Source organism: Streptomyces sp. NBC_01445, from assembly GCF_035918235.1.
Classification (GTDB): Bacteria; Actinomycetota; Actinomycetes; order Streptomycetales; family Streptomycetaceae; genus Streptomyces.
The window spans coordinates 9897080-9919494 of the sequence record NZ_CP109485.1 but is presented as its reverse complement, the minus strand read 5'-3'; the positions used below and the strand labels follow the sequence as shown (position 1 = coordinate 9919494).

At 68.7% G+C, this 22415-nt stretch carries 22 protein-coding genes; 10 read left to right on the top strand and 12 right to left on the bottom strand.

Annotation, left to right across the window (positions count from 1 at the left end; genetic code table 11):
• Nucleotides 1-79 precede the first annotated feature (79 nt).
• Together OG574_RS45345 and OG574_RS45340 are read left to right on the top strand one after the other, a co-directional pair.
• A complete protein-coding gene (locus OG574_RS45345; protein ID WP_326778036.1) occupies nucleotides 80-1138 on the top strand; it encodes a cation diffusion facilitator family transporter in 1059 nt (352 codons plus the stop codon).
• A gap of 235 nt (nucleotides 1139-1373) precedes the next feature.
• Complete coding sequence (locus tag OG574_RS45340) at nucleotides 1374-1529, top strand: DUF6131 family protein (RefSeq protein WP_326778035.1); 156 nt, start codon at nucleotides 1374-1376, stop codon at nucleotides 1527-1529.
• 354 nt (nucleotides 1530-1883) lie between these two features.
• On the opposite strand, the gene OG574_RS45335 is transcribed toward OG574_RS45340, so the two are convergent.
• The 5 genes from OG574_RS45335 to OG574_RS45315 form a co-directional block, all read right to left on the bottom strand.
• Nucleotides 1884-2609 carry a class I SAM-dependent methyltransferase gene (locus OG574_RS45335; protein WP_326778823.1) on the bottom strand — a complete coding sequence of 242 codons (726 nt, stop codon included), beginning with the start codon at nucleotides 2607-2609 and terminating at the stop codon, nucleotides 1884-1886.
• A 1-nt stretch (nucleotide 2610) separates the two neighbouring features.
• Nucleotides 2611-3321: a hypothetical protein gene (locus OG574_RS45330; protein ID WP_326778034.1), complete on the bottom strand. Its 711-nt coding sequence runs from the start codon at nucleotides 3319-3321 to the stop codon at nucleotides 2611-2613.
• A 123-nt stretch (nucleotides 3322-3444) separates the two neighbouring features.
• Nucleotides 3445-3624 carry a hypothetical protein gene (locus OG574_RS45325; protein WP_326778033.1) on the bottom strand — a complete coding sequence of 60 codons (180 nt, stop codon included), beginning with the start codon at nucleotides 3622-3624 and terminating at the stop codon, nucleotides 3445-3447.
• 495 nt (nucleotides 3625-4119) lie between these two features.
• A complete protein-coding gene (locus OG574_RS45320) occupies nucleotides 4120-4656 on the bottom strand; it encodes a DinB family protein (RefSeq protein WP_326778032.1) in 537 nt (178 codons plus the stop codon).
• Nucleotides 4657-5001: 345 nt separating this feature from the next.
• On the bottom strand, nucleotides 5002-7092 hold the full coding sequence (locus OG574_RS45315; protein WP_326778031.1) for a SpoIIE family protein phosphatase: 2091 nt from the start codon (nucleotides 7090-7092) through the stop codon (nucleotides 5002-5004).
• 543 nt (nucleotides 7093-7635) lie between these two features.
• On the opposite strand from OG574_RS45315, the gene OG574_RS52910 reads away from it, so the two are divergent.
• Nucleotides 7636-7791, top strand: coding sequence for a hypothetical protein (locus OG574_RS52910; RefSeq protein WP_442816953.1), 156 nt, complete (start codon nucleotides 7636-7638; stop codon nucleotides 7789-7791).
• 3 nt (nucleotides 7792-7794) lie between these two features.
• Here OG574_RS52910 and OG574_RS45310 read toward each other — a convergent pair whose 3' ends face one another.
• Both OG574_RS45310 and OG574_RS45305 read right to left on the bottom strand, forming a co-directional pair.
• Nucleotides 7795-7992, bottom strand: coding sequence for a hypothetical protein (locus OG574_RS45310; protein WP_326778030.1), 198 nt, complete (start codon nucleotides 7990-7992; stop codon nucleotides 7795-7797).
• A gap of 104 nt (nucleotides 7993-8096) precedes the next feature.
• Entirely contained in the window at nucleotides 8097-8930 is an 834-nt protein-coding gene (locus OG574_RS45305) for a PIG-L family deacetylase (protein WP_326778029.1), read from the bottom strand.
• 486 nt (nucleotides 8931-9416) lie between these two features.
• Between OG574_RS45305 and OG574_RS45300 the strand changes: the two genes are divergently transcribed.
• Complete coding sequence (locus tag OG574_RS45300; RefSeq protein ID WP_326778822.1) at nucleotides 9417-9983, top strand: Ku protein; 567 nt, start codon at nucleotides 9417-9419, stop codon at nucleotides 9981-9983.
• 58 nt (nucleotides 9984-10041) lie between these two features.
• Here the strand turns inward: OG574_RS45300 and OG574_RS45295 are convergent, their stop codons facing one another.
• Entirely contained in the window at nucleotides 10042-10872 is an 831-nt protein-coding gene (locus tag OG574_RS45295; protein WP_326778028.1) for a hypothetical protein, read from the bottom strand.
• A gap of 642 nt (nucleotides 10873-11514) precedes the next feature.
• Here OG574_RS45295 and OG574_RS45290 point away from each other — a divergent pair.
• Nucleotides 11515-11736, top strand: a complete 222-nt coding sequence (locus tag OG574_RS45290) for a hypothetical protein (protein WP_326778027.1) — start codon at nucleotides 11515-11517, stop codon at nucleotides 11734-11736.
• 102 nt (nucleotides 11737-11838) lie between these two features.
• On the opposite strand, the gene OG574_RS45285 is transcribed toward OG574_RS45290, so the two are convergent.
• The 3 genes from OG574_RS45285 to OG574_RS45275 all read right to left on the bottom strand — a co-directional run bounded on the left by OG574_RS45285 (nucleotide 11839) and on the right by OG574_RS45275 (nucleotide 15611).
• A complete protein-coding gene (locus OG574_RS45285; protein ID WP_398378085.1) occupies nucleotides 11839-13233 on the bottom strand; it encodes an MFS transporter in 1395 nt (464 codons plus the stop codon).
• Nucleotides 13234-13374: 141 nt separating this feature from the next.
• Entirely contained in the window at nucleotides 13375-14667 is a 1293-nt protein-coding gene (locus OG574_RS45280; RefSeq protein WP_326778026.1) for a glucarate dehydratase family protein, read from the bottom strand.
• The gene (locus tag OG574_RS45275) at nucleotides 14664-15611 is read right to left on the bottom strand and encodes a 5-dehydro-4-deoxyglucarate dehydratase (protein WP_326778025.1); all 948 of its coding nucleotides are present in this window, start codon (nucleotides 15609-15611) and stop codon (nucleotides 14664-14666) included. The genes OG574_RS45280 and OG574_RS45275 overlap by 4 nt, the downstream gene beginning before the upstream one ends.
• 143 nt (nucleotides 15612-15754) lie before the next feature.
• Between OG574_RS45275 and OG574_RS45270 the strand changes: the two genes are divergently transcribed.
• From OG574_RS45270 to OG574_RS45260, 3 genes are all read left to right on the top strand, one after another.
• Nucleotides 15755-16576, top strand: a complete 822-nt coding sequence (locus tag OG574_RS45270) for an IclR family transcriptional regulator (protein ID WP_326778024.1) — start codon at nucleotides 15755-15757, stop codon at nucleotides 16574-16576.
• A gap of 504 nt (nucleotides 16577-17080) precedes the next feature.
• The gene (locus OG574_RS45265) at nucleotides 17081-18067 is read left to right on the top strand and encodes a DUF6528 family protein (protein ID WP_326778023.1); all 987 of its coding nucleotides are present in this window, start codon (nucleotides 17081-17083) and stop codon (nucleotides 18065-18067) included.
• Nucleotides 18068-18491: 424 nt separating this feature from the next.
• Nucleotides 18492-20069 carry an amino acid permease gene (locus OG574_RS45260; RefSeq protein ID WP_326778022.1) on the top strand — a complete coding sequence of 526 codons (1578 nt, stop codon included), beginning with the start codon at nucleotides 18492-18494 and terminating at the stop codon, nucleotides 20067-20069.
• A 27-nt stretch (nucleotides 20070-20096) separates the two neighbouring features.
• On the opposite strand, the gene OG574_RS45255 is transcribed toward OG574_RS45260, so the two are convergent.
• Nucleotides 20097-20780, bottom strand: a complete 684-nt coding sequence (locus OG574_RS45255) for a TetR/AcrR family transcriptional regulator (RefSeq protein WP_326778021.1) — start codon at nucleotides 20778-20780, stop codon at nucleotides 20097-20099.
• Between the two features lie 238 nt (nucleotides 20781-21018).
• On the opposite strand from OG574_RS45255, the gene OG574_RS45250 reads away from it, so the two are divergent.
• Nucleotides 21019-21780 (top strand): urea amidolyase associated protein UAAP1, encoded by a 762-nt coding sequence (locus tag OG574_RS45250; protein WP_326778020.1) that lies wholly within the window; start codon nucleotides 21019-21021, stop codon nucleotides 21778-21780.
• On the top strand, nucleotides 21777-22415 hold the full coding sequence (locus OG574_RS45245; RefSeq protein WP_326778019.1) for an urea amidolyase associated protein UAAP2: 639 nt from the start codon (nucleotides 21777-21779) through the stop codon (nucleotides 22413-22415). Before OG574_RS45250 ends, OG574_RS45245 begins: the two co-directional genes overlap by 4 nt.

The following is a 22415-nucleotide window of genomic DNA, read 5'->3' as shown; positions in this document are numbered from 1 at the left end:
CCGCCCCGACTGCTCAGGCGCGCCCGGTCCGACCCCGCTCTCGAATTGCCTCGCCCCTGCTCACGACCAAGGTGGAACGATGTCTGACGCCCAGCAGCGAAGTGATCCGGACGAGGACAGCAGGACGGCTGTCACCGTCTATGTCGCCCTCGGCGCCAATCTCGTCATCGCGCTGGCCAAACTGCTCGGTGGGCTCTTCTCGCACTCGCCCGCCCTGCTGTCCGAGGCGGCGCACTCGGTGGCCGACAGCCTCAACGAGGTCTTCCTGCTGGCCTCGCTCAAGCGCAGCACCCGCCCCGCGGACGCCAAACATCCCTTCGGATATGGCAAGGAACGCTATTTCTGGTCCTTGCTCGCTGCCGTCGGCATCTTTGTGATGGGCGGCTGCTTCTCCTTCTTCCAGGGGATCGAGGCATTGCGTTCAGGCGGCTCCGAGACACGCACCGGCTACGTCGTGGTTCTCGCCGTGCTCGGCGTCGCGCTCCTCGCGGAGGGATCCTCGTTGGTGAGGGCTCTGGTTCAGATCCGCGGCAATGCCCGAAAGGCCTCGCGCGGCATGGTGCGCGAGATCCGCGCGGGCGACGACCCGGCCTTGCGGACCGTGCTCGCCGAGGACTCCACCGCCTGCCTGGGTGTCGTGTTCGCCATCGCCGGCGTGGGCCTGCACATGCTCACCGACAACATCGCCTACGAAGCCTGGGCCTCGATCCTCATCGGCGCCTTGCTCGTCTTCGTCGCGTTCCAGCTGGCAAGCCAGTCGCGCGAGCAGCTGATCGGGGAGGCTGCCGACCCTGTACTGCGCCGCGAGATCCATGAGTTCCTCGACGAGCAGCGGGAGATCGATACCGTCAGCACCCTGCTGACCATGCGTCTGGGTACCCGCTCCACACTTGTCGCCGTCCGTGTCGACCTGGTCGGCGGTATGGACAGCGAGGATGTCGAAGAAGTGCTCGTCCGCATCAAGTCGGACATGACGCACCGGTGGCCTCTCGCCGACCAGGTCTTCCTGGACGTCACCGAGGCCACTGCGAAGGACCGTGCCCGTGCCGCCGGTGAACGGCGTGAGCTGGATGCGACAGTCGAGGCGCAGGAGGCACGGGAGCGAGGCGGGGGCGAAGACACGGGACATCAGGAGTGAACTGCGGGAGCACGAATACCCATGGCGGCAGAGAAGCTGCTCTGGAAAACGGTGCGGCCACCCGGCGTCGACTCGGTCGCCGCCTGCGTCGCGTCGCACGGCCCGCCGACTGCCGGGCTGTAGGTATGGCGGACACGGGACGTGCGTCGCGCGACGGCTCGCTGGAGGCCAGTGCCGAAGGTTGTCGACAGGTTACGTCGATACAGCGGGGCACACCGGAGTTGGGACGCACGTCGTGATCGCCCTCGGCATCATCCTGCTCGTCATCGGTCTCCTCATGCGCATTTCGGGTCTGTGGACCATCGGCGTCATCTTGGCCGTGGTCGGCCCAGTAATTTGGGTCATGGGGTCCGTGGATCGCGCTGTCACCGGCCGACGCCACAGTCGGTGACCAGCCAACCGGGCTCAGTAGATCCCCCCCCGTGGCGGGGGAATCGGGGCGGTGCCCGTCCCTATCCCATCGATTCACTTTGGTGCCCGATGGCGGAGACCGCCCGGGGAGTCGCTCGCGGCCGAGTGCAGCCCCGAGACCGTGCCAGACGCAATCCGGTACGCCCAGGCGTCCCCGGGGGCGGCGATGCAGGGCCGGACCGCGTGCGCGCCGACAAGGCGCACGGCTTCCGCAAGAGCCTCGCCCGCCTGTATTCAGACGCAGCATCACATCGCACGGGACATGACCATCAGTGAAGAGAATCAACTTTCGCAACAGGCCCGAGTGCGCCAGCGCCGGGCCCACATGTCTTCCTCAACGTGCGGGACGGCGCGCGGCCAGAAGATCGGGGCTGGGGGCGTGCACGACTTGCAGGCCCTGTGCCTCGAGTTCTGCGCCGATCTGAGAAGCGCTGGCCGTCCACAGTTCGAATGTCTCCCGCTGCTGGCGCAATACCCGTCCGTCTCGTTCGACGTGATAGGTGAAGACCATCCGCACGATCCCCGCATCGGGTTCTCGGGTGATGTCCGCGCCGTAGAGGTCCGGGCCCACCCGGACCGGCCCGAGTCGTCCCACCTTCTCGCGCCCGGTCGGCAGTTCGGTGGGCGGAGGGTCGAAGAGCAGTAGCCCGCCGGGCAGGAGCGCGCGGCTGACGGCCTGCCAGGTGGAGCGTCGGGTGGCGGGGTCGAGGCAGGCGATGATGTTGGAGGCGATGGCCAGGTCTGCTACCTCCTCGAGTCCGGCTCTCTCGATGGGCTCGGGGTGAAGGGTGACGCGGGCACGCTGGTCAGCGCCCAGACCAGCCAGTCGGGACAGCAGGGCCGCGCGCATCGGGGCCGCCGGCTCGACGGCGTGGATCGGCGCGGCGGAGGCGGTCAGCAGGGTCTCGGTGACGATCCCGGTACCCGCACCGACATCGAGGATCCCGTGCCGGGCGTGGCGGGCCGCCTCGGCGAAGCGCCGTATTGCCAAACGGCGGTCGGTTTCGGCCTGGAGCAGATCGTAGAACTCGACAGAGACCGTGTAGTCGGCGCCGGACATCTCACTCACGGCACTGCGGCCAAACGGATTCGGGCGTGTAGCGGGCAGGGGCCGCGAGCGCACCGCCGTTGAGACAGGCGAGGGGTGCGGCAACACCGACGTGGTCTTCCAGGCGCCGGCCGCGCGCAGGGCCCGCTTCTCGGGTCCGCGGGACGGCATGGCGGCAAACGGCGCCTTGGCCCGGGCCGCAGGCTGCACGTCCTGTGGGGCTGTGGCCGGCGAACAGCGCTCGGGCCGGCCCCACGCCCGCCTTCTTCAGAGCAACAGGCCTGCGTTCGGGGGCGGGCTTGCCGGTGTCCTCACCCTCCGCGCTGGTATCGGCGTCGAGCACGTCATCGGCATCCATGACACGGCACATCACCGCAAGGTCCCTCGCCGAGGCAGAGAAGGCGAGGACGATCGTCCAGGCGCGCCTCTTCCGCGTCCGCGGCAGCCCGGACGCGCTGCCGAGGGGCCGCATGTCGGGCCAGAGCGGGGAGAACAACGTCTGATTCGCCGTTCTGACCGCCCCGGCCCCGACCCCGCCACGGTCCGCACTATTGGCGGGCACGTTGTTCACCAACTGGTCACCGCACCTGCGGCTCACTCCGTGGTTGCGCGCCATCGCCCGCCTGTGGCCGAAATGGGCAAGCGCCTCGGTGCAGGCGATCGGGTGCCAGTAGCTCATGACGAGCGGAGGCCCATCGGCATGGAGCAGCGTCACGACCGGCATCAGTTGCCTCCCTCGCTCGAGCCTCGTCTGCCTGTTCTCGACCCTACGATCAGCCCACCCCGACGGCACGGTCCCACGGCCGTTTGTCGGCGTTGATCAGGGAAACCCGCACCGTATGACACATCACGCGGGCGCTTGCCGCATGGTGGTGACCACCGGCACCAGCAGTGGCACTGGGCGGCGTGCGCTGCTGCGTTCGCCGCCGGTAGCGACCGGCTCGCGCTGATGATCGCCCGCGGCCGGATTGGCCTGGACGGAGCGGTGCGCGAGGCCGCGAGCCGGCTCCGCGAAAGCGATCCTCATGGAAACTCGTACACAGCCTTGGCCGGTAGGAGCCGTGATCATGGGAACTGTGCCTGTACCAACGGACCCCGACGTCGCCCCCGTGCCGCCGCCCGAACCCCGGCCACGCCCAGAGCCCCCAGACCCCGGCGAACCACCCGATGGGCCGAAACCGGTCGAGCCGCCAAGCCCACCGGATCCCCCGACGCCGCCCGGCTCACCCGTCCCGCCACCTGAGCCGCCCGCGCCCCCCAGCCCGGATGAGCCCGACCCTCCGGAGCCGAAGCCGGGCCGGCCTCACCCGATGGAGCCGCCGGACTGACGGACCCTGCGGGTGACGGCATTGGGCACCACGCAGCCGACCGACGGGCACGTCCACCGAACGTGCCCACCCGCACGCGGCGGCCGGTCCACGGAGCTCCTTGCCCGACCGGCGAAGTTCCCGTGCCCGTCCCAGGCTCGCCACGATTCGTCGCCTGCTGGGCTGAGGCATGCTTCGTGGCGCGCAGCGGTCTGCTACTCGCCAGTGACGCCATCGATGGCCTCGCGGAGGAGATCCGCGTGGCCGACGTGGCGGGCGTACTCCTCGATCACGTGCTCAAGGACGAACCGCACATCGGTGTCACCGAATTCCGGGTTCGGCACGATGCGCGCGATGTCGGCGGTCACCTTCGCGAATACCTGCCGCGACTCCTCGCACGCCTTCAGGTAGTCCTCGTAGACGTCCCTGGCCGTCGTAGCGTCCGACTCGTCGTACCACTCGCCACCGTCAGCGGTGACGTAGGTCCGATAGGGAAAGAAGCGAGGGGTCGTGCCGGCCAACGTCCGCTGGAACCAGGCACGCTCAACCCCTTGCAGATGGCGCATGAGCCCTAGCAGGGTCAACGCCGACGACCGCACAGGACGTAGCCGCAGTTGTGCATCCGAGAGGCCCTCGCATTTCCACAAGAAGGTCGCTCGGTGGTGATCGAGATTCGAGGCGATCACCTCCAGCCACGGGCCCGCTACTGCGCGCTCGGGCCGGAGGATCTTCTGGACCACAATGTCGCTCACGCTGGAGTCTCCTTGCCGGTCATCAAGCTTGGTCGAGTCCGTACGTGCCCACGATCCGAGGACTGGGCGGCGCCTCTACGGGCACCTCACGAGCACGTCCGCCCAAGAAGACCTCTCTTCGTATCGGAACTCATCGCTCGATGCCGACTCGGGAGTGGCCATCCACGGCTGCGAGTGGCCAGGTATCGCTGTGAGTCACAGGCGGCGGCCTGAACACAACCCGGCGACCTACGCGGTCACAGCGCCAGCTGCGCACTGACGGAACTGCCATCCCCCACTGCCTGCCACGGGCAGTGAAGTCAACGGCCACGGAATCGGTCCGTGCGCATCGGATGGGGCCTCGGGTCAGGTGGGGTGGGGTGGGGAGACCACGGATGTGGCTTGCGCGATGAGGAGGGCAACGTCGTCGTGGTCGTCCGGGTCGCGCAGGGCGTCAAGGAGCCACCGGCAGGTTTCGTCGAGTGGTCTGCGGGGTTCGTCCAGAGTCTGCAGGAGAGCGTTCAGGCGCTCGTCGATGGGTTGGTGGCGGGTTTCGACGAGGCCGTCGGTGTAGAGGACGAGTCGGTCGTCAAGGTTCAGGTCGAACGCGGTGGTGTGGAAGGGGACACCGCCGACACCGAGGGGTGCCCCAGGGGGCAGCTCGAGGAGTTGAGGGTGCCTTCCGGGTGAGGCGAGGACGGGCGGGAGGTGTCCGGCGTTCGCGATGTGACACCGGTGGGTGTGCGGGTCGTAGGTGGCGTAGATGCAGGTGGCGATGTAGTGCTCGACCCCGCAGGTGATCTTGTCGAGGTGCCGCAGGACCTCGGTGGGAGCCAGGTCGAGGTCGGCGAACGCAGATGTGGCGGTGCGCAGGCGGCCCATGGTGGCCGCAGCGTCGATGCCGTTGCCCATGACGTCACCGATCACCAGAGCGGTCTTGTCGCCCGCAAGGGGGATGACGTCGTACCAGTCGCCTCCGACCTCGCTGTATGCCTGTGCGGGTTGGTAGAGGGAGGCGACATTCAGGCCGGTGGGCTGCGGGAGTTCGCCGGGCAGGAGGCTTCGCTGGAGGGTTTCGGCGGTGTTGCGGACGCTCTGGTACAAGCGGGCGTTGTCGATGGCGACGCCGGCGCGGGCGGCCAGCTCTACGGCAAGCAGTACGTCGTCTTCGTCGAACGGGAGCTGGTTACGGGCCCGCAGCAAGGCAAATGCGCCGAGGACCTCGTTGCGGGCGATCAGCGGGACCGCGAGGTAGGAGTGCATGCCTGCTTGGGCGAGGACTGCCGCGTTGTCGGTGCCGAGGGCGATGCGCTCCAGATCCTTCTGTCCGGCGTGGGTGACGACGACGGGCCGTCCGGTGTGAACGCATTGGGTGATCAGCCGGTCGGCGCCGTACGGGGCGCGGTCGACGGTCTGCATGGCACCCGCGGCTGGAGTGGCATAGGCCGAGGCCACGGCAAGCGAGCGAAACAGCTCCGGGCCCTCGGAGGGAGAGGAGCGGCGCAGGTCCAGAGCGGCGTCAAGGACATCGACCGACGCCACGTCGGCCAGGTCCGGCACCGCTACCCCCACCAGTTCCTGGGCGATGTGTTCACTCTCCAGGGTCGTGCCTACACGGGCGGACGCGTCGGCGATCATGGTCAGGCGGCGCCGGGCCCGGTCCGCCTCGGCAGCTGCCCGGTGGCGTTCGCTGACGTCGATGACCGAGTTCGCCACACCGATCACCCGCCCGCTGGCGTCTTCGAGCCGGTAGTGCGACACCGACCAAGCGTGATCATGGTCCGGATCGGCGCGGGTGCGGCCGACGGTGTGCTGGTCGATCAGGGGAGCGCCGGTGAGCAGCGCCCGGCGCATCGCGGACTCGATCGAGTCGACGTCGAGGGACGTAAGGATGTCATGCGGGCGCCGGCCGAAGTGATCGGCCGCCGACAGACCATTGATGCGCTCCAGCTCCGGGTTGACCAGCACATAGCGCAGGTCCGTGTCCAGCAGGGCGATGCCGATGGGAGCCTGCGAGATCAGGCGCTGTGACAGGGCCAGGTCAGTCTCCATCCGCTGCAAGGTGCTCTGATCTGCAGCGATGCCCAAGGCGTAGATGTCGCCGAGGTCGTCCACCAGGCGCATGTTGCGGAACTCCACCAGGCGCGTGCTGCCGTCCTTGTACCGGATCGGGAACGCGCCCGCCCAGCTCTCGCCGGTCCCCATCACCTCGGCGAACAGCCTGACCACCAGGTCCCGCTGCTCCTCGTGGACCAGCAGCCTCGCCGCGTACCGGCCCAGAGCCTCCTCAGCCGTGTACCCGAACACCTCATCGGCCTGCGGGCTCCAGAACACGATCCGCCCACTGGCGTCCAGAACGACCGCAGCCACGCTGAGCAGATCGAGCAACCCTCCCGGCGGCGCCGGCCCCGCCCCGCCGTCCCCCTCCCGCTCCGGGCGCGGCTCATGGACATCCATCCTGGAGAGCTCCCTCCTCAGCGCAAGCCCACTCAGGACGCGTGCTGGTTGAGGCCTTCCCTTCCATGCTGCTCCCGCAACCCCGTGTCCACGATCCGACAGCACCGCGCGGCACCGCGACACCCATACGTTTCCAAGCGCCGCGATCAGGAGCGCGTAGCCAAAGGGGCGCTCGGACAGCCATCGGTGAGGAGGCCGCGGCCGGCAAGGGGGGTGGGCGCAACCAGGACGGAGCCAGTGTCCCAGTGGGTCGTGGCGAGGGTCGCTCCGGTGCGGGCGGCGAGGCCCCCCAGAGGAAGGCCGCTCCGGTGAGAGGCTCGGCGTCCGGGATGGGATGGTGCTGATGAGGCGAGCCCGTCGCCCTCAAGCTGCCGGAACGTCTGAGCGTTGCTCTGCTGATACGGATTGTTGTGCAGGCGCCCCAGGAGGAGCGACTGTGGGCGGTTCGAGCGACGCCGGTGACCGCATCCAGGTCATGCGCCGCAAGGCCCACGACCTGGTCAAGCAGCTGATCGAGCCACCGACACGGAGCAGTGGGCGCGGCTGAAGGCCAGAGCTCAGCGGCTCAGAGACCAGATCGACCAAGCGGGTATGCAGGCCACCAACTCGGTGGCCTGCATACACAGCCGGTCTGTGGCCCGACCCTTTTCCGTGAAGGCGCCGGGCCACACGACTGCCCAGGCCGGCCCGGCGGGGTGAGCGTCAGGTCTGCGCGGCGAGGACCTGCCCGGGCTTCGTCTCGACGATGCGGACCTGCGTGGACCCGGCCGCCTCGAGTTCGGTCTGACGCTGCTCGGCGCTGGCCTTGTTGTAGCTGACCACGGAAGCGCGGGGAACGGCGTCCGCGTCGGTCCAGGTCAGACCGAAGTTCTGCCTCTTGATCGCCGTGCGCCTCATCATCGCTGCCGGAGCGGAACCCGCGTGGACAAGCCTCGGGGTATGTGACCCGCTCGACAGCGCCGTGCGGCCGATGATCTTTCCCAGGCCTCGGTCGGACGGTCGGATCAGCGCAGTCCGGCGAAGAGATCGTTCTCGGGTACGGCCGCCCCAGTGGCGTCCTGGACACGTACGAAGGTCTCCATGCCCATCAACTCGCCGAACCTCTCCTTGCCCATCTTGAGAAAGAATATGTTCTCGCCCTGACTGGCGTGCGCGGCCAGCGCATCGAACTTCTGTCCGCTGAATGCGGTGGTGTCCACCCACGTGGTGATCTCATCGTCGGGCAGGCCGATCTCGGCCATCGCGGCGGCCTCCGCAGGATCCGGCTCCGGCATGTCCTCATGGAACTCGCGCACGGTCTCCCCGAACCGCTGCATCATCGAGCGGGGCATCGTCGTCCAGTACACCTTCGGTGTCAGCGCGGTCATCTCCAGCGCCGCCATCGTGATGCGGTGGGCCTGGATGTGGTCGGGGTGGCCGTAGAAGCCGTTCTCGTCGTAGGTGACGACCACATCGGGCCGGTAGTGCCGCATGAGTTCCGCGAGTCGGGCGGCGCCTTCCTCCACGGGGGTCTGCCAGAAGGATCCGGGGGCGTCGTTACTCGGCCAGCCCATCATCCCGGAGTCGGCAAAGTCCAGCATCTCCAGATCACTGACCTTCAGGACGTCACAGCTAGCCTCAAGTTCTTGACGGCGCATCAAGGCGACGGCCGCCGGATCGTGCCCGGGATCGCCCGGCTTGGCACCCCCCGGTCCGTCACCGCAACCGCCGTCAGTACACGTCACGAGAACCGTGCGGATGCCCTCCGCCGCATACCGCGCGAGGACCCCTCCGGTTCCGGTGGCCTCGTCGTCGGGGTGGGCGTGCACTGCCATGAGCGTCAAGGGCCGGTCAGCCATGAAACATTCCTCCTGCAGAAATACGTCTTGGTCCGAGCGCGCGGCGGGCGTACCGCGATCCCGAGGGCCCGGATCCTGTCGGGGCGGATGACCTTGTTCCCACCCGCGCGACGCCGGTCCCTCGGTCGATGCAACAGCGCCGCCCGGACCGGCTGTTCCCGGCGAGGCCGCTCGGCCTTCCCAAGCGTCGGCGCGAGAACGCGAACACGGTACAGGCCCGACCTGCATGGCTCAGCCCCACGCAGGATCCGACTTCCCTCCGGCACCAGCCGTGAGATTCCGACACGAAATTTGAGACCCCGCAGGAGGTCCCGGGGCACGTATCGAAGGTCCCTCATGCCGCACGCTGTCTGGTCCGGCGCCATCGGCTTTGGCCTGGTCACGATCCCTATCAAGGTGACCGCAGCCACGGAGGATCACAGCGTGCGTCTCCGTCGGCACCACCTGGACGACATGGCCAGAGTGCGCACCAAAAAGTTCTGAGAGATCGAGGAGCGCGAGATCGGCGCCGAGGAGATCGGTAAAGGGGATGAGATCTCGAGGGACACGATCATCGCGATCGCTGACGAGGACCTCGCCGACCTGCCCCTGCCCACGGCGAAGGCGATCGAGATCGTTTCTTTCGTGCCGTACAGCGACATCGACCCCATCCGGATCGGCGAGCGCCACTACCTCGAACCCGGCGGCCAGGTAGCCGTCAAGCCGTACACGCTCCTTCGGTGGGTGCTCGAGCGGAACAGTAAGGCGGCCGTGGCCAGGTTCGCGTGGCGCGGGCGGGAGCGCCTCGGCCTGCTCCGCATCAGGGGAACCGCGGCGATTGTGCTGCATTCGATGCGGTGGCCCCACGAGATCCGCTCCTCCGAGCTGGCCCCGCCGGCGGTCGACATCCCCGAGGACGAGGCCAAGCGCGCGCTCGCGCTGGACACACGTGCGTCGTCCATCACGGCCGCCCGTCGCCGGCGAGGGCCGGGGGCTCGGCCGTGTGGTTCATCAGCGGCTCAGGGCGGTAGACGTCACAGCACGAGCAGGTGGATCCGAGATCACTGGTCATGACGTGGAGGCCTAGTGATCGCCTTTGGCGCCTCCGGCCGGCCGGAGGCGCCGAAGGCCCTCAGACCGTGCGGGGTCGGGACCGGTACAGCTGGGTGTGGTACCGGCCCGCGGTCTCCAGCCCGTTCGGGTCGTGACCCGCGAGACGCGCCTGCTCGATGGCGTATCGCTGTTCCGCCGGACCGGTGAACAGGCGCTGCGGATAGGTCTGCGCCGGGTCCGTCTCGGTGGCCAGGCCGAAGGCGCTCAGAGTGGCGGCCACTGGGTGATACTGCACGGTCCGCAAGACGAAGGCGTACACCCAGACCGGGACCTCGGCACACTCCAGAAGCGCCTCGAAGGTGCTCCTGGTGATGTAGCCGATGCCTCCGGTGACCGTGATCAGCCCGCAACGCCCGACGGCGCGCTGCAGGCCTGGTCCGGGCGGAGCCTGCTCCAGGTTTTCGCCATAACCCTCGTCGAGCAGGCCGACGTCGAGGGCGTATCGGACGGCCTGGTCCGCCGCGTCGAGTCCGACGACCGGTGTCGCGTCCGGACGGCGCCGTGAGACGTAGAACTCCTTGTCCACCTCGATAAGTTCAGCGGTGGTGAGGGATTCTGCCTCGCGGCCGGTGTAGTGCTCGTACAGCTCGGCGAGCGTGAGGTCGTGATTGAGCAAAGCGGCGTTGATGCCGTAGGAACAGCACAGGTCAAGCACCGTGACGGGGTCGTCCGTGCCGTGGACGGCTGCCCGGTCGGCCCGGGCGCGACGGAATACTTCCTGGCCATGCTGCGGGATCTCGTACTCCAGTGGTCCGAGCCTGTGGAAGTAGGCGCGCGGATCCGGCTGATTGTAGATGTCGTCGAACCGGGTCTTGCCGTGTGTGGTGATACTCGGCCGTGCTGAGCTCATGCGGCACACCTCCCGCGGTGGGGGAAAGGCTGGCGCTACGCGGATCAACGTCTGTCGGACCCGTGGTGGGGGCCGGTGAGCGCGGGGGCGAAACCGGCCATGTGCCCGACCTCACCCGGCATCGCCGGCATGCGCTCCGGCCGGTGGGTTTCGGGGCCCACCGTGAACGCACGGCCGCGTGACGTCGTCAGACACGGCAGGCCATCGCGCCGACCGAGGAGGTCTGCTGGACGATCCATCATCGCACTGCCGCTGCCGCCACGCTCGTCGGCGTCCTGTCGTTCGTGCTCACCGTCGCGGCCGCCGTCGCCGCCCCGGCGCGCCCGCCGACCTCGTCAGCCGGGTCGCACTGTTGCTCCCAGGGAGTACAGCGGGCGTCTGCGGCCTGCCGGGCCGCCATCGCCGTCAACGGCGGGGGACACGGGAAGAACCTGCGTGTCGCCGCTGTCGCACTGCGCTGACCAGCGCTTCGAGGGTGTGACACAGCTTCCGAGCAACCCGCAGCCACCAACGAGCACCGCCCTGCATCAGCCACCGGCGACCGCCGGGGGCTCCGTCGTGCTGCCCGGAGGAGACCACCGTGCCGACCTTCGAGACCCTCCCCCGCACCTCCGCCACTTCGATGGCCACGAGGGACACCCCGTGGCAACCGAGGCCGTGACCGCGTCGGAGCACCTGAAGAGTTTGATCACCAGTGCCGCGTCGGCGCTGTGGGAGGACAACGAGGCAGTGGGCACGTTCCTCGACCTGGTTTCGTGGATGTCCACGAGAAATGGCGGCAGTGCATCGGCGCTCCAGTTCACTCATCGCCGCGATGGCAGCCGCCATCACCCCACTTGGGCGCGTCACCGTCATCGCCCCTGAAGACGACGCGGCAGCCGCGTTCCCTTGGCCCGACCCGTCGCAGCGCTGCTCGGTCAGGCGGACAGTCGGGCTTCGGAACGATGCGGCGGCCAGTGCTCGCTGTCAGGCCGAAGCGGGTTTGGGATCGGCCGCCGCCGCGGCGTCGGCTGCCGAGTCCACCGCCCCGCCTCCTACGCTGTCGTTCCTGCCACCTCCTCGTACGAGAAGGACGCTGAGTGCGGCCAGGATTCCGACCACGGTCAGGCCGACCAGGCCCCCCTTGGTGGAACCCGTCGTGGTCTCCAGGATGCCGAAGGCGGTCGGGGCGACGAAGCCGCCCAGGTTGCCGATGGAGTTGATGAGCGCGATGCCCGGGGCAGCGGCGCGGGCATCCAGGTAGTTCTGCGGAATGGTCCAGAAGATGGGGGAAGCGGGCTTGAAGCCGACCGCGGCGATGCAGAGGGCGCCGAGGCCGAGCCACGGCGAGACGTAGACGGCGAGGAGTGTGCCGAGGCTGCCGATGAGCAGCAGCGTGATCAGCAGGGGACGACGCTTGCCCATGCGGTCGGAGATCCGGCCGGAAACCCAGACGGCGGCGATCGCGAACAGCCAGGGGACGGAGGTGAGGAGGCCGACCTGGAACTCGGAGAGGTCGCCGACGTCGTCGACGATCGAGGGGAGCCAGAACGTCACCGCGTACAGGGCGACGTTGATCGCGAAGTAGATCCAGAGGAAGAGCAGCATCTGGGGGTCGGCGAGCAGCTTCCAGCGGGAGACCTTCGCGGTGCCGCGCTTGCTTTCGCGGGCGGCCTGTTCGGCGTCGATCGTGGCTACGAGGCCCTGCTTCTCCTCGTCGGTGAGCCAGTCGGCGCTCTCGATGCTGTTGTCCAGGAAGCGGTAGACGACGAAGCCGAGAGCGACCGAGAAGAGGCCCTCGATGAAGAACATCCACTGCCAGCCGGCGTGACCGAGGAGGCCGTGCATCTCCATGAGCGCGCCGGAGATCGGGCCGACGATGACGGTCGCCGTGCCGGAGCCCATGAGGAAGATGGAGGTGGCGCGGCCGCGGTGGGAGTCGGGGAGCCAGCGGGAGAAGTAGTAGATGACTGCGGGGAAGAAGCCCGCTTCCGCGACGCCGAGGAGAAAGCGCAGCACGTAGAACATCTCGGCGCTGTTCACGAAGGCCATGGCGGTGGCCACGACCCCCCAGCTGATCATGATCCGGGTGAGCCAGATCCGTGCGCCGAATCGCTCCATAAGGATGTTGGAGGGCACTTCGAAGATCGCGTAAGCGATGAAGAAGATGCCCGCACCGACACCGAACGCGGCCGCCGACAGACCGGTGTCGGCGCTCAGTTCGTCCTTGGCGAAGCCGATGTTGACCCGGTCCATGTAGTTCACGACGAACATGATGAAGAACAGCGGTATGACGCGCTTGAAGATCTTCTTGATGGCGGACTCGACGGCCGGGGGGTGCTGCACGGCGCCGTTGACGGCGCTCTGGGGTACTGCGGACACGAGCGGCTCCGATCGTGAATGCGGGGTACGGCAGGGGCGGGAGCCGCCGGGGCCGGGAAGAGGACTCCCGGCGGAGAACTCCCGCAACCAGAGCCGGGAGCCGTGACGTACGAACTCCCGTCTCCCGTCAGGCAATTGGTGTCACCAGCGGGGGAAGGCCGGGGTTTCCCAGGCCGGGGCGGCGACGCGCATCGCTGCCGCGTCGTCGCGTTCGCGCATCGTGCCGTCGTCGTCAAGCCAGCGCTGGTGCAGGACGGCGAGCCTGTCGCGGTCGAGGGTGACGCCGAGGCCCGGGGCGTCGGAGACGGTCACCTTGCCGTCCGTGAAAGTGATCCGTTCGTTCAGCACGTCCTCGGACTGCCAGGGGTAGTGCGAGTCGCAGGCGTGGTGCAGGTTCGGGACGGTGGACGCCACGTGTGTCATCGCGGCGAGCGAGATGCCCAGGTGGGTGTTGGAGTGCATCGACACTCCGACGCCGAAGGTGCGGCATATGGCGGCGAGTTCGCGGGTGTTGCGCAGGCCGCCCCAGTAGTGGTGGTCGGACAGGACGACCTGGACGGCGTCGCACGTGAACGCCTCCTTGACCTCGTCGAAGGTCGTCACACACATGTTGGTGGCGAGCGGCACGTCGGTACGGGCGGCGACGGCGGCCATGTTGGGCGTACCGAGAGTGGGGTCCTCCATGTACTCCAGGACGTCCTGCAGCGCCTCGATGACCTTGATGGAGGTCTCGACGGACCAGGCGCCGTTGGGATCGAGTCGCAGCGGGCTTCCGGGGAACGCCTCGGCGAGGGCGCGTATCGCCGCGATCTCCTGGTCGGGCGCGAATACGCCGCCCTTGAGCTTGAAGGAGCGGAAGCCGTAGCGCTCGGTGAACTTGCGTGCCTGGTCGACGATGCCGGCCGGGTCGACGGCCTCGCCCCAGTCGTCCACCTCGGAGTCGACGCCCTTCGGGTGCTCGCCCCACTTGTAGAAGAGGTAGCCGCTGTACTCGACGGCGTCGCGCACCTTGCCGCCGAGCAGGGCGTGAACCGGCAGGCCCTGCGCCTTGCCGAGTGCGTCCAGGCAGGCAACCTCGAAGCCGCAGACGACGGACAGCCGCAGCTTGTCGGCGGTCTGGACGCCTCGCAGGCCTCCCACGTCCACCTGGTTCGTCACCCGCTCCTCGGCCACCGCGACCTCGTCCGCGAGGGTGAACAGGCCGTTGAGGTCTGCGACGGACCGGCCGACCAGCTTCTCGGCGTACGGGCGGGCCAGTTCCAGGTACTTGGTGTCGCCGTAGGTCTCGCCGAGGCCGGTGATCCCGTCCGCGGTGGTGACCTCGATGATCAGGCGGGGGGTGTACGGCTGGTGCACCCCCTGGGCGTTGAGCAGCGGCGGGTCGGCGACGAGGATCGGGGTCAGCCGGACGTCGGTGATCGTCAGGTCGTTCATCGGGCGGCTCCAACGAGGTTCAGGCCGGTGGTGAGCAGTGTTTCGAGGTCGGCGAGGTCTGAGGGGGTCGGGTCGGTGAGGGGCGCGCGGACCGGTCCGACCGGGCGGCCGCGCAGCCGGGCCGCCGCCTTGACCAGGGACACCGCATACCCGGGCCGCCGGTCGCGCAGCTCCACGAAGGGCACGTAGAAGTCGGCGAGCAGGTTGTCGACACGGCTGTCGTCGCCTGCCGACAGGGCCTGGAAGAAGGCGTTGGCGATCTCCGGGGCGAAGGCGTGGACGGCCGAGGAGTAGGCGGGGATGCCGACCGTCGCATAGGCGCGGGCCTGGAGCTCGGCTGTCGGGGCGCCGTTGAAGAAGAGGAAGCCGTCGGGGGCGGCGAGGGTGCTGCGCTGGAGCCGGTCGAGGTCGCTGTGGCCGTCCTTGAGGCCGATGACGCCGGGGATCGAGGCGATCCGGCGCACGGTCTCCGCGTCGTACGTCACATGGTCGCGCTGGTAGGCGATGAGTGGCAGCCGGGTGCGGTCGGCGATCCGGCGGAGTTGCTCGACCAGCCCGTCCTGCGGGGCCTTGTTGAGGTAGTGCGGCAGGACGAGGAGTGCGTCGGCTCCGGCGTCCTCGGCGATACGGGCGAAGCGCAGTGCCTGGGCGTAGCCGTAGCCGGTACCGGCCACGACCGGGACGCGGCCCGCCGTCACCTCCACGGCGGTCGCGACGACCTGGCCGTACTCGTCCTCGTCGAGCGCGCCGAACTCCCCCGTGCCGCAGGCCGGAAAGAGCGCGCCGGGGTTCGTCTCCAGTTGCCCGGCGAGATAGCTGCGAAAGCCGTCGAGGTCGAGCGATCCGTCGGCCTGGAAGCTGGTGAGCGGGAACGACAGCACGCCCTGGGCCATGCCGTCGCGCAGCCGCGCCGCAGTGCCGGCGAGGGGGGTCCGAGTCACCATGCTGTCTCCGTATGTAGATGACGTTCGCACATGGGGATGGACAGTAGGCTCGGGAAACCACCCCGTCAATGGGTTCGAGCAAGGGATTCGGCATCAAGTGCAGGCGGGAACACGCAGGTCGGGACGGTACGTACGATCGACCCATGTCCGAATCTGTTGAGCCCGTGGTCCGGCCGTCCGAGTCCGGCGTGCGCGAGGTGAAGTCGGCCGCTCGCACGGTCGAACTGCTCGAACTCCTCGCCGACCGCGGCGACCGGCCCGCCCGGCTGCAGGAACTCGCCGCCGAGTTGGGCGTCCCGCGCAGCTCCATGTACGCGCTGCTGCAGACCCTGATCGCACGCGGCTGGGTGCGCACCGACGCCACCGGCTCGCTCTACGGAATCGGCCTGCGCACACTGCTCACCGGCACCACCTATCTGGACACCGACCCCGTGGTCCGCGTGGTGCGCCCCTACCTGGACGATGCCTCGGAGCAACTCGGCGAGACCATCCATCTGGCCCGCCTCGACGGCATGGACATCGCCTACCTCGCGACCCGTGAGTCGCACGAGTATCTGCGCACCATCAGCCGAGTGGGGCGCTGGCTGCCCGCCCACGCGGGCGCACTCGGCAAGGCGCTGCTGGCCGAACACTCGGACGCGGCACTGCCCGACGCACCGTACGAGGCGCTGACGCCACGCACCCACACCACCCTGGCCGCGCTCGTCGCCGACCTCGCACAGGTCCGTGCCCGCGGCTACTCGATCGACCGCGAGGAGGGCGTCACCGGCATCGTCGGATTCGGCTTCGCGCTGCGCGTGAACGGCGAAGCGCCGGCGCAGGACGCGATCAGCTGCTCGGTGCCGGTGGCACGGCTCACCGAGCAGCGCGAGCGGCGGATTGTGACCGTGATGCAGAAGGTGCGCGAGGAGATCGAGGCAAGACTGGCTCAGGGCACGGGCGCGGGCGGGGTCGACTGGCGCTGAGCCCCCCGGTCTCGACGAGGGCTTCGGAGGTTCGCGGATTGCCCAGTGCGACGAGACGGCGGGCGCCGCCTGCTACTCGGACGGCTGTCCTGCTCTCTCGGAGCAATCGAACGAGATCTTGGCATGTGGTCAAGGAGGAACTCGCCCGCGACGCGCAGCGGGTAGCCGAACCCGAGACCGTGTCCGACCGGCCCTGATGTTCACCGGCGATTCGATCACCGACTACCAGCGGCTGGAGAGCGGGCCATGGTGTCGGTGGCATATCAGAGGTTGGCGGTCCGTTGCCGGTGGGAGCCGGCACCTTTCGACAGGTCCGGCCGGGGGCCGCCCATCCGGCTCACCCGCACCTGTGTCTACGAGGGTCTGCGTCCCCGGGTGACCTCCTACCCAAATGCCGTTCCAACGCGGGCTGTTGCCTCCGATTGCCCTGCGAGGATGATCGCTTCTTTCACGGGGCGGCCGAAAGGGTGGAAGTTGAAGCGGAGATCGCTGTTGCGCGCAGTGGTGACCACTGGACTGGCGGCGGCAAGCGGCGCGGCCACAGTGCGGTCAGCGGCCGCCGCTACGGACTACCTGATCGTGGTCGTCGAACAGGCCGCCAACCAGATCCAGCGCTTCAGCAACGGTACGACCGACTGGAACGGCTCCCCCGAGTGGAACTGGAGCGCGCCGAGCACGGATACCTGGAAATATCTGGCCGACGCCAAACGCCGGCTCACGGCCAACTGGGACGACGTGATGGTGTGCTGCGCGAACGGCACAGCGAGTACGGGTGGACGCGCCGCCATGGTCCGCGAGAGCGACAAGGCCGTCGTCTGGACGGCGGTCGTACCGGGCAATCCTCACTCGGTCGAGCGGATCGACGGACACGGCGCGATCGTCACCGCCTCCGCCAAGCAGAGGACCACCGGCGACAACCACGAGCCTGGCGGCGGCATCAACCTGTTCGTGCCCACCAGCCACGGCGGCCTGCCGCCGACCTCGTTCGCCGACAGCATCAGCACCGGTTTCCCCGGTGCCCACGGCGTGCTGTGGGACGACGCCAACGAATGCCTCCTGGCAATCGGCGACAACGAGCTGCGCGCCTACCGCCTGGTGACGAACAGCGGCGGCATCATCACCGGCCTCTCACAGGTGTCGACGCTGGCCTTCAGCGGCACGGGGCACGACCTGCAGCCGGACTACGCCTCCGCCGACATCCTGTACACCGTGGGCGGCGACGCCGGCAATCCGGACCACGGGATATGGAAGACCCGCCTCATATACAACAACGCCACCGGTACGTGGTCCTTCGCCGCTCCGACCAGGCTGTACGACTGGTACTTCACGAAGTCCTTCAGCAGGCTCCCCGACGGGACGGAATTCTGGGTCGACGCCCCCAGCGCGGCGACCTGGTGGAACGACACGGTCGGCTTCTCCGGCCGGGCCGATTCGCTCCGATCCGGTGCAAAGTTCTACAAGGCTCGCTTCTGGTCCCACGTCCTCTCTTGAACCGAACCGTCCGCATCGGTTCTTGAACCGTCTGCATCGGTGAACTCGACGGCCAAGAGGACGCCGCGCTCGCCCTTTCGCTCCTTTTCACGTGCGCGTACACGGATACCCCGGGCGCTCGATCGGCCCGAGCCGGCGCACGCGTCCTCGCCGGAGGTGGGCACCTACCTGGGCGGCCCTCGACCGCGTGATGAGACGGGTCCGTCACGCACGTGCGTGACGGACCCGGAACATCCCCCATCGTCATGCCGGCCTACAGCACCTGGCAGAGCGCGACTTCCCGCCTCTGAGCGGCATCCCGCCACGGAGAGGAGTCACTAACGGAGCGGACATGGCGGTGACACCCGGCAGAAACGGGTGGTCCCTAATTTCTGTCGCACGACAGGAACTCCGCAGGATCACGCCTCCGGGACAGGGGACCGCCATGACCGTGACCACCGACTCCACCACACCACCTCCCCCTCCCCCTCCGTCGGCCGGCGTCACGGACGACGGCACGCTGGCCACCTTCGGCTACCGCCAGGAACTGCGGCGGCAGATGGGGCGGTACGCATCCTTCGCCGCCGGGTTCTCCTTCATCTCTGTCCTGACCACGGTCTTCCAGTTCTTCTCCCTGGGCTACTCCTTCGGCGGGCCGCTGTTCTTGTGGACCTGGCCCGCCGTGCTCATCGGCCAACTGCTGGTCGCCGCGTGCTTCGCCGAACTCGCCGCTCGTTACCCCATCTCCGGGGCGATCTTCCAGTGGTCGACCCGGCTGAGCCGCCCGGCCTTCGGCTGGTTCACAGGCTGGATCATGGTGATCGGTCAGGTGGTCGTGGTCGCCGCCGCCGCACTCGCACTGCAGGTCGTTCTGCCCCCGATCTGGTCCGGATTCCAGCTCGTCGGCGGCGACCCGGCGCCCACCACGGCGACCGGGGCGGCCAACGCCGCCCTTCTGGCTCTCGTCCTGCTGGCGCTGACCACCGCCGTCAACGTGCTCGACAACCGCGTCATGTCGACCATCAACCGGATCGGCGTCACCGCCGAGATCATCGGCGCGATCCTCATCGTCGTACTGCTGTTCACCCACGTCGAGCGCGGTGCCGGAGTGGCTCTGAAGACAGGCGGCCAGGACGGCACGGTGGCGGCGCTGCTGGTGGGCTCGTTCACCGCGGCATACGTCCTCATCGGCTTCGACAGTGCGGGCGAGATGAGCGAGGAGACCCGTAACCCACGTCGCACCGCTCCCCGCACCATCCTCAGCGCCCTCGCCACGGCGGGTGCCCTGGGCGGCCTGCTGCTGCTCGGCGGTCTCCTCGCAGCACCCAGCCTCTCCGACGGCCGCCTCGCCACCGAGGGGTTGAGCTACGTACTCACCAGCAGTCTGGGCGACGGAGTGGGCAAGGTCCTTCTCGCGGACGTGGCGGTGGCCGTCTCCGTGGCCACGCTCGCCATCCAGACCGCCGGAAGCCGGATGCTGTTCTCGATGGCGCGCGACGGGATGCTTCCCTTCTCCGCACGGCTGGCGAAGGTGTCGCCGCGCACGGGCATGCCCTTCGTCCCGGCGCTGGTGGTGGGCGGGCTGGCCGCGGCGCTCGCGCTGCTCAACCTTGCCTCCCCGGAGGCGTTCGTGGCCATCGGCACCACGTGCATCGCGATGCTGTATCTCGCGTACCTCGGGGTGACTGCGCCGATGCTGCTCCGCCGGCTCAAGGGCCAGTGGCCCACGACGGATTCCGGAGACCGTGACGAGCTGGGCAGGCCACTGTTCTCCCTCGGCCGCTGGGGTCTGCCCGTCAACGCGCTCGCGGTCGTCTACGGGCTGTTCATGACGGTCAATCTGTCCTGGCCTCGCGCGCAGGTGTACGACCCGGCAGGGGGCCACTGGTACTTCCAGTGGTTCACCGTCCTGTTCGTCGGCGCCACGGTGGCCGCCGGTGCGGTGTACCGGAGCCGCGCAGGAGCTGCCCCAGCGGCCAAGGGCCCTGGACGCAAGGAGCCGGCCGAGGCCGTACGTATCTGAGCGGTCACACGCCCGGCCGCGTCGTCATCACTGCGCCGCGAGGAGCTGTTGCCCCTCGCGGCGCAGCCGTGCCAGGGAGCGCTGCGGTACGCCCGCAATCCGCAGTGCCGCGTCGGCCGTCGCCACTGCGAGGGCCGACGCGTCGCGGGCGGGGTCGGCACGTCGGATGAGGATCACGCTTTCGGTGAGGCCGAAGAGGAGTTCCGTTCGGAGCGCCAGCTCCTCGGCGCCGAGCGCCGCGCCGGGCTCCGTGCCCGCCAGCAACTCCCCGTAGGACGCCTTCAGTTCGGTTCGTACCTGATGGAAGACGCCAAATCGTTCCGTCTGCACCTCGGGCAGAAGGTACAGGGCCCCGAGGTTGTGGGGGCCACGGCACAGCAGCGTGACGTCGGAGTGGCACAGGGCCCACAGCCTCGCCTCGGCGGCTGTTCCTGTACGGGCCACCAGGTCGCGGGCGATCTCCAGCGAGGGACGGACGGTCCCTTCGAGCAGTGCCGCGAGGATCTCTTCCTTGCCGTCGAAGTAGTGGTAGAGCGACGCCTGTCGCAGGCCGGCCCGCTCGGCGACCGCCCGGGTGGAGGTCGCGGTGTAGCCGTGCGTGGTGAACAGCTCGGCCGCGGCGGCCAGAACCTCTTCGCGCGGCTCCAGGCCGCTGGCGGGACGCTCCTGGGCGCGCGGGCGGCCGACTTTTCTGGCGGTGGACGGGCTCACTCCGTGATCCTCGCACAGGCCCGCGAGATCCCCGCGGGCCGAGCTGCCGAAGTGAGATGCCGGTTACCGCGCCGAAATGCCCGGGCAATGGCCCCGACTTGGCCTGAGCCTAATTTCTGTCGCACGACAGAAATAGCGTCGAGCCGGAGGTTCAACCGTGGCGACAGCTTCAGAGACAGCGTCGGCCTATGGTGCCCGCGATCACGCCCGCGCCCAGGACGGCACACAGTGCGACACCATGCCCGTGCTCCCGGCGAGCAGTTGGCCGACGCCCCCCGAGGGCATCGCAGCCGAGGATCTCGTGTGGGCCGAGACCGTGGCAGGCGGCAACTACACCCATAAGGTCCTGGCCCGTGGAACCGAGTTGCGCCTGACCGACCTCACCGGCGACGCGTGTGCACACGTCCTGCTGTACAGCGCCGACCGCCCTTGGGAGCGGCTGAACGCGGCCGACACGGTCAAGGTGTTCTGGAACGCCTACCTCGGCGAAGGACATCTGCTCCTGTCCGACCAGGGCCGGGTTCTCGCCTCCGTCACCGAGGACACCTCCGGCCGGCACGACGCCCTCAGCGGCACCTCCACCCTCGTCCGCAACACCGAACGGTACGGGGACGGAACTCCCCAATCGGCCACCCCGTCCGGACGCGAGCTGTTCAAACTCGCCGCCCTCAAGAACGGCCTCGGCCCGCGGGACATCCCGCCGTCCGTCTCCTTCTTCCAGGGCGTACGGATCAGCGAGGACGGCACCGCCTGCTTCACCGGCTCCGCGGGAGCCGGCACGTCCGTCACGCTGCGCGCCGAGCAACCGCTGACCGTGCTCATCGCCAACGTCCCCCACCCACTGGACCCGCGGCCCGCGTACATCTGCGGCCCCCTTGAAGTCCTCGCGTACCGGGCCGCACCGACCGCCCCCGGCGACGCACTGTGGGACGCCACGCCCGAGGGCCGCCGCGCCTTCCTCAACACCGCCGCGCACCTCAACGCCAGGGGGATCGCATGACCGTCACCACCGCCCCTGCGGGCCGCGTCGTCTGCGACCGGACCGTCCCCGCCCGCTCCGCCTGGTCCGCCGTCGTACGCACGGGCCAGCTGCTCACCATCACCGACCTGTACGGGAACCAGGCCGCGGACTTCCTCGTCTACGACGCCCACGACACCTCCGTGCGCTACAGCGCCCCCGACACCATCCAGGCCCAGGGCAACATCTTCCTGACCACCGGCTCGGTGCTGCTGTCCAACGAGCACACCCCGCTGATGACCGTCGTCGAGGACACCTGCGGTCGGCACGACACCGTGGGCGGCGCCTGCTCCAAGGAGTCCAACACTCTCCGCTACGGACACCACACCTGGTCTCAGCACGCCTGCGTGGAGAACTTCCTCGCCGAGGGCAGCAAGCACGGACTGGACAAGCGCGACCTGGTCTCCAACATCAACTGGTACATGAACGTGCCGGTCGAGACGGACGGCACCCTCGGCATCGTCGACGGCATCTCGGCCCCGGGCCTGAAAGTCGTACTACGCGCCGAGACCGACGTCATCGCGCTGCTGTCCAACTGCCCGCAGATCAACAACCCCTGCAACGGATTCGACCCGAGTGCCCTGCAGACGACGATCACCGAGCCGGACGAGAGCTGA

What these genes read in the sequence shown, in the direction of transcription:
- OG574_RS45345 (WP_326778036.1), top strand. Translation starts at nt 80, where the DNA reads ATGTCTGACGCCCAGCAGCGAAGTGATCCGGACGAGGACAGCAGGACG.
- OG574_RS45335 (WP_326778823.1), bottom strand. Translation starts at nt 2,609, where the DNA reads ATGTCCGGCGCCGACTACACGGTCTCTGTCGAGTTCTACGATCTGCTC.
- OG574_RS45330 (WP_326778034.1), bottom strand. Translation starts at nt 3,321, where the DNA reads ATGCCGGTCGTGACGCTGCTCCATGCCGATGGGCCTCCGCTCGTCATG.
- OG574_RS45325 (WP_326778033.1), bottom strand. Translation starts at nt 3,624, where the DNA reads ATGAGGATCGCTTTCGCGGAGCCGGCTCGCGGCCTCGCGCACCGCTCC.
- OG574_RS45315 (WP_326778031.1), bottom strand. Translation starts at nt 7,092, where the DNA reads ATGGATGTCCATGAGCCGCGCCCGGAGCGGGAGGGGGACGGCGGGGCG.
- OG574_RS45310 (WP_326778030.1), bottom strand. Translation starts at nt 7,992, where the DNA reads ATGATGAGGCGCACGGCGATCAAGAGGCAGAACTTCGGTCTGACCTGG.
- OG574_RS45305 (WP_326778029.1), bottom strand. Translation starts at nt 8,930, where the DNA reads ATGGCTGACCGGCCCTTGACGCTCATGGCAGTGCACGCCCACCCCGAC.
- OG574_RS45295 (WP_326778028.1), bottom strand. Translation starts at nt 10,872, where the DNA reads ATGAGCTCAGCACGGCCGAGTATCACCACACACGGCAAGACCCGGTTC.
- OG574_RS45280 (WP_326778026.1), bottom strand. Translation starts at nt 14,667, where the DNA reads ATGAACGACCTGACGATCACCGACGTCCGGCTGACCCCGATCCTCGTC.
- OG574_RS45275 (WP_326778025.1), bottom strand. Translation starts at nt 15,611, where the DNA reads ATGGTGACTCGGACCCCCCTCGCCGGCACTGCGGCGCGGCTGCGCGAC.
- OG574_RS45270 (WP_326778024.1), top strand. Translation starts at nt 15,755, where the DNA reads ATGTCCGAATCTGTTGAGCCCGTGGTCCGGCCGTCCGAGTCCGGCGTG.
- OG574_RS45260 (WP_326778022.1), top strand. Translation starts at nt 18,492, where the DNA reads ATGACCGTGACCACCGACTCCACCACACCACCTCCCCCTCCCCCTCCG.
- OG574_RS45250 (WP_326778020.1), top strand. Translation starts at nt 21,019, where the DNA reads ATGCCCGTGCTCCCGGCGAGCAGTTGGCCGACGCCCCCCGAGGGCATC.
- OG574_RS45245 (WP_326778019.1), top strand. Translation starts at nt 21,777, where the DNA reads ATGACCGTCACCACCGCCCCTGCGGGCCGCGTCGTCTGCGACCGGACC.